Below are 16989 nucleotides of genomic sequence, written 5' to 3' on the forward strand. Positions count from 1 at the left end.
CGCCTGCGCGGGGCGGCTGGCCTGCCGGGGCCCCGCCCGGTCCGCCCCAGCGGTGGGGGCGGTGGCCCGGCCGCAGGCTCGGTAACGTCCCCTCGCATGACCGAGGTTGACTTCCTTGACGACACCCGCACGTCCTACGACGCCTTCGCGGCCGAGTACGCCGAGCAATTCCGGGACGAGCTGGACGGCAACACCTGGGATCGGGCGTTTCTCGCCGCCTTCGCCGAGGTGGTGCGGGCCGCCGGCGGCGGGCCGGTCGCGGATATCGGCTGCGGCCCCGGCCGGGTCACCCACCACCTGCACGGGCTGGGGCTGGACGTCTTCGGCATCGACCTGTCGCCCGGGATGCTGGCACAGGCGCGACGGTCGCACCCGCAGCTCCGCTTCAGCGAAGGCTCGATGACCGATCTGCACCTGCCGGACGGTGGGCTCAGCGGCATCGTCGCCTGGTACTCCGTCATCCACGTCCCCGATGAGCTGCTTCCGGCGACCTTCGCGGGCTTTCACCGGGCACTGGCGCCCGGCGGCCACCTGGCGCTGGCGTTCCAGGTCGGTGACGAGCCACTGCACCTCACGGAGGCGCTCGGGCACCCGGTCGACCTCACCTTCCACCGCCGGCAGCCCGACCGGGTGGCCGCGCTGCTCACCGCGGCCGGACTGGAGGTTCGGGCCCGGCTGGTCCGGGAGCCCGAGGCGTACGCGGGCCGGGTCGAGCGGACCGCGCAGGCGTACCTGCTGGCCCGCCGGCCCGCCGCCGGCTGACCCGGCGACGGGGCGGCCGGCCCGGCGCGCTTCGACCACGATGCCGCCGCGGGCGTCCTGCCGCCGCTCACCCCGCGGTCAGCACCACCTTCCCCAGCGCCCGGCGGCCCTCCAGGTCGGCGTGGGCGGTCGCGGCGTGGGCCAGCGGGTAGGTGGTGACCAGCGGTCGCCACCAGCCCTTGCCGGCCAGTTCCAGCGAGCGGCCGGCCAGCGCCGGGATGCCACCGGGCAGGGCCCGCATCCGGTGCCCCAGCCATCCGACAGTCAGGCCCCGGCCGATCACGTCGTCGGTGCCGATCCGGGTCGCCTCGCCCGCGGACCAGCCGAACATCATGAACCGCCCGCCCGGCGCCATCAGCTCCAGGGCGGCCCGGCCCACCGCCCCGCCGACCCCGTCGTACACCAGGCTCAGCCCGCCGACCTGCTCCCGCACCTGGTCGGCCCAGCCCGCCAGCCCGTAGTCGACGACCAGGTCGACGCCCAGGTCGCGCAGCGGCGCCGTCCGGTCGTCACCCCGCGCCGCCGCCACCACCGTGGCGCCGGTCGTCCGCGCGGCCTGGACGAGCAGCCAACCCACGCCACCGGCCGCCGACGGCACGAAGACCACGTCGTCCGCCCTCGGCGGTTCCAGGTCGAAGATGCCGAGGGCGGTCCGCCCCGTGCCCACCGCGGCCACCGCCTCCGCCCAGCTCAGCTCTCCCGGTACGACGTAGAGCGACTCGACGCCGGTCACCGCCTGCTCGGCGTACCCGCCGGGCACCATGCCGAGGTGCGCCACCACCCGCGTGCCCAGCCAGGACCCGTCGACGCCCGCGCCCACGCCGTCGACCACGCCGGCGACCTCCCGCCCGGGGATGGTGGGCAGGTCGGGCAGCGGAAGCGGGCCGCCGGCCTCGCCCCGACGCAGCGTCGTGTCGAGCAGGTGCACCCCGCTGGCCGACACGGCGATCCGGACCTGGCCGGGGCCGGGAGTCAGGTCGGGTACCTCCTCGAGGACCAGATTCTCGGCGGGACCGAACTGGTGAAGCTGAATCGCACGCATGGCTCCATCCGACAACCTGAACCGAGGTTGAGGTCAATCCTCTAGTGGCGGCAGTCACGGACGCAGGACGTGCCCCAGGTCCACCGCGAGACGCACCCCCGGCCTCGGGCGCGATGACCGCCCGGCCGGCCCGGCGGTGTCGTCGAGATTCGGACCCGGATCGCCGGAAGCGCGGCGTGAGCCCGTCGAGGTGGGCGCGGCCGACGAGCCGTCGCAACCCCCGTGGATCATCGGTCACCCCGGCGGGTTGCCGGGGTCTCCTACGGTGAGACCGCGAGAGAGGAACGTGATCCGGTGGCGCGGCAGCTCGCCAGCCGCGCCCGCCGCTGGGCGCAGGGACAGGCCCCCGCTTCCGACCCGACCTCCCCCGCCAGCGGGAGGTCGTCGACGCCTTCTTCGCCGCGACTCGACGCCCTGGTGGCCGTCCTCCACCCCGACGTGGTGCTGCGCTCCGGCGGCGGGACCGCCCGCGCCCGCCACACCGTCGCCATCAACGGCGCCCGTACCGTCTCCGGCCAGGCGCTCACCTTCGGGCGGCTCTCCCCGTTCGCTCGACCGGCGCTGGTCAACGGCGCCGCCGGAGTCGTGGTCGTCGCCCAGGGACGACCGCTCTCGGTCATGGGTTTCACGGTCGCGGACGGGAAGATCGTCGCCATCGACGTGCTGTCCATTCAGAGCGACTGGGCAAGCTCGACCTGACGGTCCTCGACCGCTGACGGGCCGGAGGCCACCTCGACGCGAACCTTCGTAGCGTCAGTGGCCATCTCGACGGAGCGGGCCGCTTCTATTGGCCTATGGCTGCATAAGCCGACCAATCGAGCGCTGTGCGTATTGCCAGCTCAGGCAGCTCTTTCGCTGATCTTCGAGGTGCCCCCGGCAGGATTCGAGACACGCGGTTTAGGAAGAGGCGACGCTGCGCCTCGGCGCGCACCGGTCACCCACCGTGGCCCGCTCTCCGGCGCTGCGGGCGACAGTCCAAGCTTGACCCCTCTGACCCTCGGCGTCCGTCACATCGAGCACGCGAGGGGCACGCGGGCACCGGCCGACCGTCAGCTTGGGAATCGCACAAGATTGATGCGGGGCACGCCATGTCCCCTTGTCGGCATGGTCCCCGGCGGCCTGGTTTGCCCCCCCTGGTGCCACCGGCTTGTGGCCCGGGGATGGCCCAGGTCCGCTCAGTGAATGTTCCTGGCCAGCGCCCAGCTCGACCTCGTGCACGTTGTCGGGCGGGATCATCCGGCGTGGTGGAGTTCTCCTCGGTCGGGCAGGCTTGCCCCTGCCCGAGGTTCTCGGCCAGGTCCGGGCTCGCCAGAGGCGACCGCCGCAGCGGCTTGGCCTGGACCTGGCCGGCGTTCTCGGGTAGCCGTTGGGTGCCCGACCGAGGAGACTCCTGGCGTGGTCTCTGAGGGAGGGTCGGGGTGCGGGGCAGCGCCCGCGACCTGTCCGCAGCGGGGAGAATCGGTCGTGCCGCAACTGGCTTTAGTACTCGGCGATTGCCGCGACTGCCTCGATCTCGATCAGCAGATCCGGTCGAAACAGGCCTGCTACCTGGACGAGTGAACTGGTCGGCGGCCGTTCCATGTTGATGAACTCGTCTCGTACGGCTCCTCCATGCCTTTCCAATCCGATTGGCCGATGAGGTTGATGTGGGAAGCGAGGTGCTGTCCCCCGCTTCTGCCCCACCACCGTGCTCAGTCCCGGCAGTACGTCGACCGAGAGCGCACCCACCGGAATCCCGTCCAGAGAGACGGTCCCGTCCGGCAGATGGACCCGTTCCGCAATGAGGAGAGCGAATCCCACCCGTCGAGCGACCTGCCTTCTCGAGACCCGAGCGGCCCGGTCATATCTTCAACGCCTCTCTGGCGTCGGTGTGCCCGGCCGCACCTTCAGTGGAGGTTGTCGCCGCATCCGTCGTTCCAACCTTCTGCGGTGAGGCCGCGTCGGCGATCGCAAACGCGGCCTCGACGCTGTCCGCGATCGCGATGTGGGACATGACCGAAGCGTTGACCAGGCCCGGTCGCACGAGATGCTCGTCCATGAATCGCATCCAGGCGTCCCACAGCCGAACCCCTTCCGGCTGCATGAGGATCACCGGGAACCAGCCGAGTCGGTCCGTGTCCTGGTGCACGAGGACCTCGAACAGCTCGTCGAACGTCCCCACCCCACCGGGGAAGACGAACAGTGCGTCGATGTCGTGGGTCAAGAGCAGCTTGCGTATCGCGAACGTGCTGACCGTGATCGACCGTGAAGGATCGAGTACGCTGTCGGGCTCCTCACCCGCGATCTCGATGCGGACCGCGCGTGACAGGGCATCGCCGTTGCCGTCGCGGACCGCCTGCATGATGCCCGGCCCACCCCCGGTCACGGCCGCCCAGCCCCGCTCGGCGAGTGCCGCTCCGAGCGACCGAGCCATCTCGTACGAGGGCTGGCCACGCTGGGTGCGCGCGGAACCGAACACCGACACGATCCGCTTCTGCCCCATGGAGCGGGAGATCCGGCTCCATGACTGGACGGCCTCAAGCTCGGCGGCGATTGCCTGTAAGGCCAGGCCGAGGCGGCCCTCGATCTGCTCGCTCATGCCTTGTCCCTTCCCCGCGACGGATCTCCGTTGATCTCGTCCGATTCGGTGGCCAATTGCTGGCCGCGGTGCAGTGCGGCAGCGGCACGGGCGCGGTGGTCCGGCCGATCCACCAACCGCTCGGCGTTCTCCACCGCCGACTGCGCGATCACGAGTCCCTCCTTGATTCTGCCCAGGTCGAGCAGGCGCTCGGCGTACTCGGCCTGCATGCCCGTCAGCCAGGGCAGCGCGGTGTCCGGATACGACCTGGCGCGGTGCTCGTAGGCCTCGACAAGGCTCGCCGCGAGTAGGACCGGGAACTCGCCGAGCGCTGTGGTGCCCGGGGGTACCGCCTCGAGCAGGTCGGCAGGCAACGCGGCGTTGCGGGCCAGCGAGACCAGCGCGTCGGCCAGCGGTGCGGGATGTCCGCCGCGCAGGGCCGCGTCGACTGCGGCCGGCGAGACGCCCGGCAGCACGGACAGCAGTTCGGTCAGGCGTTTCTGCAACGCCGGACGGGTCGACGCGGCGCGAGCGAGGACGACCAGCGCACGCCGTTCCTGATCCGGTGTGGTCTCGGTGAACATCCCGACGAGGAACACCGGGGACACCCCGGTGGCGATCAGCTCTTCGTTCAGCGGCTCGGGCAGCGATTCGGCCCAGTAGGACGAGGAGTTCGGCGGGTAGACCTCACACAGCCATCGGGCAGCGCGCAGCCGGACGCCCTCGTCGGACAGCGCGGCGACGTGCCCGAGTACGGCCAGAGCAGCCTGCTCGTCCGCAGCGCCGCACAGCAGGGCGGTGACGGCGGCCGCCCGCACCGCATCGGTGGACAGCGACAGTCCATGTTCACGTGCGGAACGGTGCAGGTAGCCCAACTCCTGCCGGACGAGCTCGTCGACGGTCCGTCCGCTCAGCCCCAGCAGCCCGGCGAGCACCGTCGTCTGCTGCTCACCCGGCAGCGGTGCGACCTCGGCAGTTGCCACGCGGGACACCTCGTCGGGAAGGGACGCGGTGATCCCCACGGCGCTGAGTGCGGCCGCGTAGTCGGCCGTGGCTTCCCGCACCGCGTCCGCCTGGCCGGACGGCGCCGGCACCGGGGGCGCGAGCTCCTCATCAGTGGCGCTCTCCGACCGCAGTTCGTCCCACCACCCGTCCGGTGTGCGGGCGAGCAGTAGCAGGCGGACGGCCGAGCGCTCACTCGCCTCACTCACGGCGCGGAAAACCTGCTCGACGCGTGTCTCGGCGTCGTCGATGATCACGAGCGACGGCTGGGCACTCTCCGGAAGCTCGGCGCCGGGGGCGAGGAACTGGACCTCCCACCCGCCCTTCACCCGATCGGCCAACTCGAGCGCCAAGCGGGTCTTGCCGATCCCGGCCGGACCCCACACGAGATGGGCACGTGCGCCCGGGCCCGAGCACCACGCGGAGAGACGCTCCAGTTCGGCGGTTCGCGCATGCAGACGTGCCGTGCGTTCTTGTGCCCGCAACAACAGGCTCGGGCGCACGCGCGTCTCGCCCGCCGGCTCGGCCTCGGTGTCGTCGCCGTCGACCGGCCGCGTGCCGGAACCACCCCTCCGCAGATCCTCGACGATGCGCGGCAGCGCCTCTCCGAGCGGTTCCCTGATGATCTCGGTGGCGATGCTGTCGTACGGCGTATCTCCCAGGTTGACGATCACCAGGTTCGCGCCCGCCTGCACGGCGGTCGCACAGAGCGACGCGGCAGGCTCGATGACCAGCGACGTGCCGACCGCCAGAATCAGGTCGCAACCCGTGACGGCCTCGGTGGCGCGGGAGAACACCTCGGGTGACATGGTCTGCCCGAACATCGTGCTCGCGGTCTTGAGGATTCCTCCACACAGGGCGCACGGTGGGACGGCCTCGCCCGCCTCGATCCGGGCCAGTACCTCCGTCGTCGGTAGCCGGTGCCCGCACCCGACGCACTCGGTGACGAGCATCGTGCCGTGCAGCTCGATCACGCGGTCCTCCGGCATGCCGCCGCGCTGGTGCAGGCCGTCGGTGTTCTGCGTGATCACTGTCGTGTCGATGCCCGAGTCCAGCAGGCTTGCCACCGCGTGATGGCCCACGTTCGGTACGGCCGTCCATGCTTCGCTCTCGTACCGCGACCTCCAGTAGGCGGCGCGAAGATCGGGATCCACCATGAACGCCTGGTAGGTGTTCCGGTGGCGGGCTTCGGGGTCCTTGATCCACGCACCGTTCGGCCCACGGAAGTCCGGGATGCCCGAGTCGGTGGAGATACCGGCACCGCTGAAAACGACAAGGCGGCGTACTCCGTACGCCCAGTCCGGCATGTTGATCGAGTCGGTCATCCGTGCTGCCTCTCTTCGGGAACAAACGGGTGCAGCGCGCTCACGCCGTCGCGCATCGCAAGCACGATGCGATGCGCCAGGGCACCGACATGCGGTTCTGCGAGCAGGCTCCGGTGGTCACCGGGTGACTCGATCACAATGAGCCTCCCTTCGGTGACACCGGGCCCCCATCCGAGGTCCGGGGCCGGATGGTCGGCCCACTCGCCGCGGATGACAATCGTGTCGCCGCCGTAGGGATCGTGCGTGTTGTCCCGGTAGCGAAGCAGCGCTACGGCGTGTCGCCGGTACAACGCCACCAGCCTGCGCAGGTCGTCTACGTTGCTCACATCCGGCCGGGCGGTGTGGCCCTCGGCGATCGACAGGGCGTGCTGCATGCGCCGCTCCGCCGGGACCTGCCGGAGCTCCTCCACAGTGACCGGCAGCGTGTCCGCGAACGCACCACTGATCGCCGCCGCTTCGTCGTCGACCCACTCCGGCGGGACCGGGTCGGCGAAGCTCGAGTCGATCAGCGCTAGGGTCGACACCGTTTGGCCCTGCTGTTCCAGCTGCCGGGCCATCTCGTACGCCACCGCACCGCCCATACACCAGCCGCCGAGGTGGTAGGGCCCCTGCGCCTGCACGGTCTGGACCGCCCGCAGGTAGTGCTCAGCGATCGCCTCGATGGTGTCCGGCCTCGGGCCGTCGACCCCGGCGACATCGAACGCCTGGATCCCGAACACCGGCTGCTCGGCGGGCAGTGCCTCGAGCAACTCCCCGTAGCAGAACACCGTCCCGCCCAAGGGATGGACGAGGAACAACGGCGTGCCGGAACCCTCCCGCAGGGGCACGAGGATCGAGTCGCGCTGCTGGCGGCCGCTGTCGATCATCCCCGCGAGCACGCCCACCGTCCCGTCGGTCAGGAGTCTGGCGAGCGGCACCCGGTGGCCGGTGGCCTCCTTGATCCGCAGCACGATCCGCAGTGCGGTGATCGAGTTGCCGCCCAACTGCCGCAGCGTGTCCGTCGTCCCGACCCGGTCCAGCCCCAGTTCGTCGGCCCACAGTCGGGCGATCAGCCGCTCGGTGTCGGTCTCGGGTCCGACGATGTCGGCCACCGCGGTGTCGCCGCGATCGATGTCCGGCAGCGCCCGCCGATCGATCTTTCCGTTCGGTGTCAACGGGAACGCGTCGAGCCAGGCGAACGCCGAGGGCGCCATGTATGCGGGGAGCTTGGTCGCGACATGACTGTTCAGCTCTGCGGGGGTGGCGGGAGACGACGTCGCGGCGACCAGGTAGGCAACCAGTTGGTGCGCGCCCCGGCCGTCCGACCGGGGAACGACCACGACCTGCTTGACCGACGGGTGCGCGGCCAGCACTGACTCGACCTCACCGAGTTCGATCCGGAACCCGCGGATCTTGATCTGGTGGTCCGACCGCCCGATGAAGTCCAGCGTGGCGTCCGGTCGCCAGCGAACCGTGTCTCCGGTGCGGTAGAGGCGCGCCCCTGGCCGCCCGAACGGGTCGGCCACGAACCGGCTCGCAGTGAGGCCCGGCTGGTTCCAGTAGCCCCGGGCCACGCCGTCCCCGCCGATGTACAACTCGCCGGGCACCCCGATCGGCACCGGTCGCAGATTCTCGTCGAGAACGTACACCTGTGTGTTGTCCAGCGGCTTGCCGATGCTCACCGGCTCGCCGGCGGAAACCGGCTGCAGGCATGACCAGATCGTGGTCTCTGTCGGCCCGTAGGCGTTCCAGACGGCACCCATCCGCACGGCCAACTGCTCCGCGAGATCGTCGGGCAACGCCTCGCCGCCGCAGATCGCCCGGACACCCGGTTCCGTACCGAGGCCGGCGTCGATCAGCATGCGCCAGCCCGACGGGGTTGCCTGCGCGATGGTGGCGGTGCGCAGCAGCTCCACCGTCTCTGGTCCGTGCACGGTGTCGTCCGGGAGCAGGATCAGCTTGGCACCCGCCAGCAGGGGCGCGAACACCTCCAGCCCCGCGATGTCGAAGGAGAGCGAGGTGACCGCCAGCCACCGGTCGTCCGGGGTGAGACCCACCTTGCCCGACATGGACCACAGCAGGTTGACCAGCGCGCGGTGCGAAATCTGCACCCCCTTGGGCCGGCCGGTGGAGCCGGACGTGTAGATGACGTAGGCGAGGTCGTCCGCGGTGGTGCCCGGGTCGAGACCGTCGGCTGGCCCTTCGGCGAAGCTCTCCGCCTCGACTGTCAGCACCGTGGCCGCCGAGACGGGCGGCGCCGACTCCGGGTCGGTGAGCACGACCAGCGCGTTCGAGTCGGCGAGCATCGACGCCAGCCGGTCGGCCGGATATCCCGGGTCGAGCGGCAGGTAGGCACCGCCCGCGGTGAGGACCGCCAGCAGCGCGACCACCAGCTCGGGCGATCGCCGCATCTGGACACCGACGACCGTGCCCGGCCCGACGCCCAACTCCCGCAACCGCCGGCCGAGCTGGCACGCCCGCTGGTGCAGTTGCGCGTAGGTGAGCTGCCGGTCGCCGACGTGGACCGCGATCCGGTCCGGGTTGCGCCGCGCCACCTCGGCCAGCAGCAGCGGCAGCGGCCGATCGAGCGGATAGGCAGCGGCAGTGTCGTTCCACTCCCTGAGGTGCCGTGTCGTCTCCGACTCACTCATCAGCACGGTGCGGGCCACGGGCAGGTCCGGCGTATCGAGAATGGCCGTCAGCGCAGCGGTGTAGTACCCCGCCGTGGTCTCGATCTGCTCGGCGGAGAACTCCGCGGGGTCGTAGCTGATGCCCAGGCCGATCTGGCCGGTCTGCGGGTCCGCGCCGAAGTTCGCGGTGAACGGGAAGTTGGTCTGCTCGAAGAAGGTCGTCTCCTCGATGCGGAGATGCCGCAGCGAGAGCTCGCCGTAGCTGCGCATCGCGCGGTAGTCGACCATGGTCTCGAAGAGGGTGTCCGCGTCGAGGTCTTTCTGGATCTGACTGAGTGGGTACCGCCGATGCGCCAAGGCGTCGATCTCCGCCTCGTGTGCCTGACGCACCAGGCCCCGCCAGCTCGCTCGCCGGGTGTCCAGCACCATCGGGACGGTGTTGAGGAACAGGCCGATCATCTGCTCGCCGTCGGCCGTTTCCGGGCGGCCGTTGGCGACTCGGCCGGTCACCACGCGCGGCTGGCCCGACAGCCTGGCCATGACACCGGCATGCGCCGCGAACAGCACCGCCTTCGCGGGGACCCGCGCCTTCGCCGCGAACGCGCGGATCCTGCCGCTCAGGTCCGCCCCGAACTGGACGCGGTGCACCTGGACCGACGCGTCAGCCGTACCGGCCGGACCCGTCTGCCAGCGCGGCAGGGTGAGCACCTCCGCTCCGTCGAGCAGCGTGCGCCAGTACTCCTTCGAGCGGCTGTCGGCCAGCGCCTTGCGTTCGAGCAGCACGAAGTCCCGAAAACAGGTGGCCAACCGCACCGGTTCGGGGGCTTCGCCCGACACCGTCCGGTCGTACTCACGCAGCAGCCAGGACGTCAGCAGAGACAGGCTCCAGCCGTCGAGGATCGCGTGGTGGAAGCTCAGGTTGAGCCAGAATGCGTCGTTGGACAGCAGTTGCGCGTGCAGCCGCAGCAGCGGTGGACTCGCCAGGTCGAACGGTCTGGTCTTCTCCTCCGCGCGCCACTCGCCGATCGCGGTGGCCTGGCCGCCTCCGTCGAGACCGGTCAGATCCTGGACGGTGAGGGCGACCTCGGCGGTGTCGTGCACGAGCTGCATGGGTTCGCTGAACTTGGTCAGGTCGACGCTGCTGCGCAGCATCTCGTGACCCGCCACCATCACCTCGAGTACCCGCCGCAGCCGGTCCGGGTCGAACGGCCCGCCGATCTTCAGGCTCAGCAGGTCGTGATACGTGGACCCGGTCGCATCGAGGTGGCTGTGGTACAGCATGCCCGCTTGCAGCCGCGTCAGTGGATACGCATCGTCGAGCGCCATGGATTCGACCCCTCTGCCGATCAGGCCTCAGCCAGGCGTGCTCGGTCCGCTGCTGACAGCAGGAAGAACTCCGAGACGTTCTGGCTGGAAGCGTCGTCACGTTGAGCGCGGTGGTTTCGCGCCTGCGCCGCGATCGTGGGATTGCGGAACAGTTCCTCGATCGTGATGTCGAACCCGTGTTCCCTGGCCCGCCCCACCAGCGTGATCGCGTGCATGGAGTCACCGCCGAGTTCGAAGAAGTCGTCGTCGGCGCCGACACTGTCGATGCCGAGGGTCTCCCGCCAGATCGCGGCCAGTGTGCGTTCCTGCTCGGTGGCGGGCGCACGCGACGGCCCGGCCGCCTCTCCGGCCGGCACGGGCAGTGCGGTCTGGTCGACCTTTCCGCTGCCGGTCAGCGGGAACTCCGGCAGCACGACGAACGCCGCCGGCACCATGAAGGCGGGCAGCGTGGCGGCTGCCAGGGACCGCAATTCCGGCACCGACGGGGCGGGTGCGCCCGGCCGCGCCGTCAGGTACGCGACCAGCCTGCGATCACCGGGCCGGTCCTCGCGCACGACGACGAGCACCTGCCCGACCGCCTCATGGCGGGCCAGTACCTGTTCGACTTCGCCCAGCTCGATCCGGAACCCCCGGATCTTGACCTGGTGGTCGAGCCTGCCGAGGAACTCCAGCCTGCCGTCGGGCAGCCACCGGGCCCGGTCGCCGGTCCGGTACAGCCGCGCGCCGGACGGGCCGAACGGCGAGGCGACGAACCGTTCCGCGGTGAGCGCGGCCTGACCGTGGTAGCCGCGAGCCAATCCGTCACCACCGAGGTAGAGTTCGCCGACCACGCCGACGGGCACCGGCTCGAGCGCGGTGTCCAGCACGTAGGTCTGGGTGTTGGCGATCGGCCTGCCGATCGGGACCCGAGCCTCGGCAGAGCCGGGCTCGCAGGTCCACGACGTCACATCGACTGACGCCTCGGTCGGGCCGTAGAGGTTCTCGAGCCGGACACGCAGGGTGCGAAGGCACTGCTGGGCCAGGTCGGCCGGGAGTTCCTCACCACTGCACACGATCAACCTCAGGTCCGTCAGCTTCGTCGCGTCCGTGCCGTCGAGGAACGCCCGGAGCATGACGGGTACGAAGTGGCAGACGGTTACTCGCGCCGACGCCATTAGCTGGGCGAGGTAGTCCGGGTCCCGGTGCCGCCGCGGCTCGGCGAGCACCAGGCAGGCGCCGTTCATCAACGGCCAGAACAGCTCCCAGATCGAGACGTCGAAGCTGATCGGCGTCTTCTGCAGGACGCGATCCTCGGTCGTGAGCCGGTAGGCGTCCTGCATCCAGCGCAGTCGGTTGACGATGCCGCGGTGGGGAATCTGCACCCCCTTGGGCACTCCCGTCGAGCCGGAGGTGTAGATGGCGTAGGCGATGTTGTCGGGAGCCGCCGAGAGCTCCGGGCCTTCCTCCGCGCCGTCCCGCCCGACCACCAGTTCGTTCGGGAACGTACCCGTCAGGTCCTGCTGCGTCAGCACCACCGGGCAGTCACTCGACCGCACCATGGTCAGCAGCCGCTCCACCGGATGGTCGGGCTCGAGCGGGAGGTAGGCGCCACCAGCCCTGAGCACGGCCAGTGCCGCCACCACCAGCTCGGTCGAGCGGTACATGTGGACACCCACCACGACGTCCGGTCCGACACCTAGCTCGCGCAGGCGCAGCGCCAGCCAGTTCGCCCGCCGATCCAGTTCGGCGTAGGACAGTTCCTCGTCGCCGAACCGGACCGCGCGCGCGTCGGGCGTGCGGCGGACCTGGCCGGCGATCACGGAGGCGAGGGTGTCGTCCGGCGGATAGTCCCGGGACGTGTCGTTCCAGGCGCGCACCAGCTCACGCTCTCCCGCCCCGAGAAGGTCGACCCGGTGGATCGGGACGGATGCGTCGCGCGCCACCCGCGTCAGCACGTTCTGCAGGTGACCGATCAGGCGGTCCACCGTGGCCTCGTCGAACAGGTCCACGTCGTAGTCGAGCATGCCGACCAGACCGCCGGCGCCCTGGCTGAAGCGCAGGCTGATGTCGCACTGGGCATGCGCCTCGGTGCTCTCCAGCGTCTCGACCTCCAGGCCCGGCAGGTCCAGCGGCGCGTCGGGAACGTTCTGTAGGGCGAACAGCACCTGGTAGAGCGGGTTGCGGCTGAGCTCGTGGTTCGGCGCGAGCTCGCCGACAAGCCGTTCGAACGGCACCTGCTGATGGTCGAACGAGACGAGGGTCATGTCCCGGACCCGGGTGAGCAGGTCGGCGAACGAGGGCCGACCACCGGTGTCGACCCGCATCAGCACGGTGTTGAGGAAACACCCGATGGAGCGCTCAAAGTGCGAGCGAGGCCGGAACGCCACCGGCGTACCCACCAGCACCTCGTCCTGGCCCGCGTGCCGGGCAACCACGACGCCGAATGCCGACAGCAGGGTCATGAACAGGGTCGCGCCCCGCGCCCGGGCCAGCTCCTGCAGGCTCGCGACTACCTCGCCCGGGACGGTGAACCGGCGCCGCGCACCGCGGTGCGCCTGCACGGCGGGCCGTACCCGGTCGGTCGGAAGGTCCAGGACCGTCGGAGCACCAGCGACCTGCTCCTTCCACCACTGCGCGAGCCGATCCTGCTCGCTCTCGTCGAGCGACGCCCGCTCCCACTCGACCAGGTCCGCGAGCTGCGGGACCGCACCGTCGAGAGCTCCGGCCATCGCGCGCGACAGATCCCCGAAGAACACACTCGCCGACCAGCCGTCGAACACGATGTGGTGCACGGTGAACGTGACGAGCTGCTCGGCGTCGCCGAGTCGCACGACGACGCACCGCATGAGCGGCGCCACGGACAGGTCGAACGGCCGCCGCGTCTCCCCGGCGGCGTACGCACGCCCGACCTCGCCCGCGTCGGCCCGGCCGCGCAGGTCCACCACCTCGACGGGAACCCGCACATCGGGGAGGACCTCCTGCACGGGCTCACCGCCGGCCATCGTGAACCGGGTCCGCAACGCGCCGTGGCGTGCCACGACGGCGTCCAGGGCCGCCTGGAAGGCGGCGACGTCGAGCGCCCCGCGCAGGCGCAGGACGGTGGCCATGTTGTAGGACACGTCACCCGGCTGAACCTGGTCGACGAACCACAGCCGCCGCTGCACCATCGACAGCGCGTGGATGCCGTCGCCCGCGGTGGGCACCGGTAGCGGGTCCGCCTCGACGACGTCGCGCTCGCCCTCCCCGATGAGAGCCGCGAACCCCGCGATCGTCGGGGTCCTGAACACGTCGACCAGACTGAGCTTCACGCCGAACGTCTCGCTCAACCGCGCGAGCAGCCGCGTCAGCAGCAACGAGTGGCCGCCGAGCTCGAAGAAGTCGTCCTCGACGCCGATGCCCTCGACCGCGAGCACGTCCTCCCAGAGCCCGGCCAGCGTCCGCTCGACCGCACTGGAGGGTTGTCGCGACCGGTTGCCGAGTTGCTGCTCACGACTCGGCTCCGGCAGCGCGGCCCGGTTGACCTTGCCGTTGACCGTGAGCGGGAGTCCGGGCAGCACGACGAACGCCGACGGCACCATCGGCTTGGGCAGCCCGGCCCTGGCCCGTGCCCGCAGATCGGGGATCGACGGCGCGACGCCGCCCGGCGCGGGCGTCACGTAGGCGACCAGGCGCCTGTCGCCGGCCCGGTCCTCTCTGACCATCACCAGAGCCTGACCGACGTGCTCATGTGCGATGAGAACGGCTTCGACGTCACCCGGTTCGATCCGGTGGCCGCGCAACTTAATCTGGTGGTCGGTGCGTCCGACGAACTCCGCGCACCCGTCACCGAGGTACCGGACCCGGTCACCCGTGTGGTATACCCGGTCCTCGGGATCTCCCGTCCAGGGACTGGTGGTGAACCCGCCCGCGATCCCGTTGAGGTAGCTCGCCAGATACGGCGTACGCACCACCAACTCGCCGATCTCGCCTTCGGCGCACAGCTCGCCCGCCGGATTGACGGAGAGTACCTGCACTCCGTCGATGCCGGGCCCGATCGGCGCCTTCGACGAGAACGGCCGGATGCCGTCGGGAGAACTCGGATCCCGCAGGGAGAGCGCCGAGATCACCTGCGGCGTCTCGGTCGCCCCGTAGATGTTTATCAACGTGGTGTTCGGCGCGGCGGCCGCCCATGCGGTCGCGGTGCTCCTGCGCAGTACGTCGCCGTTGATGCCGACCAACCGCATCTCCGGCAGCCCGCCGGGCGGCATCGCCGCCGCCAACTCGTTGGCGTAGGGCGGCGTGAGATGCAGGACCGTCGCGTCGACCTCCCGTAGCCACCTGGTGGTGCCGGCGAAATCCAGCCGGTCGAGGTGCGGGAAGGCCGACATGGCACCGACCCACATCGGGGTCAGTAGGTCCCGCATGAGCACCTCGTAGCCCAGGCCCGCAAGCACCGCGAACCGGTCGTCGGGCCCCAGTCGCTGCGAACGCTCGTACCAGTCGAGGAAGTGCATGACGGCGTCGTGCTTGGTCACGACGCACTTCGGCACTCCGGTCGACCCGGAGGTGAACACCGCGTAGATGGCGTCGTCCGGGCGGATGTCCACGCTGACGTGGTCCGCGGGCAGCCGGCTCCACTCGGGGTCGTCCAGCCGGATCACCTCGGCCGGCCGCTGCCCGGCGGTGACGACCTCGTCGGGCAGCGGCTCGCAGCCGTGCGCCAGGACTATCGCCTTGGGCTGGCACACGATCACGCCCTGGGCGAGCCGGGCGGGCGGCAGGCTCCAGTCCATGATGACGAAGGGAGCGCCGCACTTCATCGCGGCCAGCATGGCTATCTGCGTGGTCGGGTGCCGCTTGACCACGATCCCCACCATGTCGCCGTGTTCCACGCCCGCATCGCGCAGGCGGTGGGCGAGCTGGTTGGAAGCGCGGTCGAGGTCCTCGTAGGTCCAGCGCTGGTCCCGGTACGTCATGGCGACCCGGCCCGGCGAGCCGCCCACGAACTTGGCCAGCCGGTCCAGCAGCGACCCCGGCCACTCCGCGGTGAGCGGCTCGTAGGGGTCCGGCAGCAGTTCCCGACTGCGCTCGGACAGCAAGGGATAGCCCAGCACCGACCGGTACGGGTTGCTGCTGACCTGGTTGAGCAGGGCACCGGTCTGCTCGAGCAGCCAGGCGATCCGGGTCTCGGAGAACAGGTCCGCGTCGTAGACGAGGTCCAGGTCGATGCGACCGGTCCTGGTCCGCACGTACAGCGAGAGGTCGAACTTGGCCGACACCGTGTCGTTGGGGACATGCTCGGTCGTGCAACCGGGGAGTGTGGGCGCGGTGAGCTCCGGCTCCACGTTGAGCAGTACCTGCACCAGCGGGGTGCGGCTCAGGTCGTGCTCCGGTGCCAGCTCCGCGACCAGGCGTTCCAGCGGCGCCTGCTGATGCTCGAACGCCGCCAGTGCCATGTCTTTCACCCTGGCCAGCAACTCCGCGAACGACGGCTGCCCGGTCGTGTCGACCCGCATGACGACCGTGTTGAGGAAGCAACCCACCGAACGCTCGAACTCCGACCTCGGGCGGAACGCCACCGGTGCGCCCAGCAGCACCTCCTCCTGACCGGAGTGCCGGGCGAGGACGACACCGAAGGCTGCCAGCAGCGTCATGAACAAGGTGACGCCCTGCGACCGACACAGCTCGTCGAGACCGTCGACGACCTCCGGAGGCAGCGTCACGACGCACCGGGCACCGCGGTGCGTCTGCACTGCCGGGCGCGCGCGGTCGGTCACCAGGTCCAGCACGGTGGGCGCGCCGGCCAGGCGTTCCGTCCACCACCGCACCAGCCGGTCCTGCTCGCCTGATTCGACGGAGGCGCGTTCCCACTCGAGGAGTTCGGCGAACTGGACGACCGGCGCCTGCAGTGCCTCCGGCCCACCGGCCAGCGCCGCGGACAGCTCGTCGAAGAACACGTCCGAGGACAGCCCGTCGAACACGATGTGGTGCATGGTGAACGCGACGAGTTGATCGGCGTCGCCGAGGCGCACGACGACGCAGCGCAGCAGAGGTGCGTCCGAGAGGTCGAAGGGCCGCCGGGCCTCGGCGGCGGCGTAGGCGTGGGCCACGGCCTCCGCGTCGTCACGGCGGCGCATGTCGACGATGTCGACGAGGACCCGCGCGTCCGGTATCACCTCCTGCGCCGGTTCGCCGTCCACCACGAGGAACCGGGTTCGCAGCGCCTCGTGCCGCGCCACCACCGCGTCCACCGCGGTCTGCAGAGCTCCGAGGTCCAGGAGTCCGCGCACACGCAGCACGACCGGGATGTTGTACGTGACATCGCCGGGCAGGAGCTGGTCCACGAACCACAGGCGGCGCTGCATCGAGGACAGCCCATAGACACGGTTGGACATCCGAGGTCCCCCT

At 70.5% G+C, this 16989-nt stretch carries 7 protein-coding genes; 2 read left to right on the plus strand and 5 right to left on the minus strand.

Annotated features, from left to right (window positions below):
* Window positions 1–96 precede the first annotated feature (96 nt).
* Complete coding sequence (locus C1I99_RS05200; protein WP_111132998.1) at window positions 97–762, plus strand: class I SAM-dependent DNA methyltransferase; 666 nt, start codon at window positions 97–99, stop codon at window positions 760–762.
* A 67-nt stretch (window positions 763–829) separates the two neighbouring features.
* Here the strand turns inward: C1I99_RS05200 and C1I99_RS05205 are convergent, their stop codons facing one another.
* Complete coding sequence (locus C1I99_RS05205; RefSeq protein WP_111132999.1) at window positions 830–1804, minus strand: zinc-binding dehydrogenase; 975 nt, start codon at window positions 1802–1804, stop codon at window positions 830–832.
* Window positions 1805–2098: 294 nt separating this feature from the next.
* Here C1I99_RS05205 and C1I99_RS05210 point away from each other — a divergent pair, with 294 nt between their 5' ends.
* A complete protein-coding gene (locus tag C1I99_RS05210; RefSeq protein WP_233512336.1) occupies window positions 2099–2503 on the plus strand; it encodes a sigma-70 family RNA polymerase sigma factor family protein in 405 nt (134 codons plus the stop codon).
* Window positions 2504–3644: 1141 nt separating this feature from the next.
* On the opposite strand, the gene C1I99_RS05220 is transcribed toward C1I99_RS05210, so the two are convergent.
* The 4 genes from C1I99_RS05220 to C1I99_RS05235 are packed head-to-tail and all read right to left on the minus strand — an operon-like array spanning window position 3645 to window position 16976.
* Window positions 3645–4382, minus strand: a complete 738-nt coding sequence (locus C1I99_RS05220; protein WP_111133000.1) for an LOG family protein — start codon at window positions 4380–4382, stop codon at window positions 3645–3647.
* Window positions 4379–6688: a Sir2 family NAD-dependent protein deacetylase gene (locus C1I99_RS05225; protein WP_199561973.1), complete on the minus strand. Its 2310-nt coding sequence runs from the start codon at window positions 6686–6688 to the stop codon at window positions 4379–4381. The genes C1I99_RS05220 and C1I99_RS05225 overlap by 4 nt, the downstream gene beginning before the upstream one ends.
* Window positions 6685–10623 carry a non-ribosomal peptide synthetase gene (locus C1I99_RS05230; protein WP_111133001.1) on the minus strand — a complete coding sequence of 1313 codons (3939 nt, stop codon included), beginning with the start codon at window positions 10621–10623 and terminating at the stop codon, window positions 6685–6687. The genes C1I99_RS05225 and C1I99_RS05230 overlap by 4 nt, the downstream gene beginning before the upstream one ends.
* 20 nt (window positions 10624–10643) lie before the next feature.
* Complete coding sequence (locus tag C1I99_RS05235; RefSeq protein WP_158553978.1) at window positions 10644–16976, minus strand: non-ribosomal peptide synthetase; 6333 nt, start codon at window positions 16974–16976, stop codon at window positions 10644–10646.
* Window positions 16977–16989: the final 13 nt, after the last annotated feature.

It is taken from the genome of Micromonospora deserti, assembly GCF_003236335.1.
GTDB classification, from domain to species: domain Bacteria; phylum Actinomycetota; class Actinomycetes; order Mycobacteriales; family Micromonosporaceae; genus Micromonospora; species Micromonospora deserti.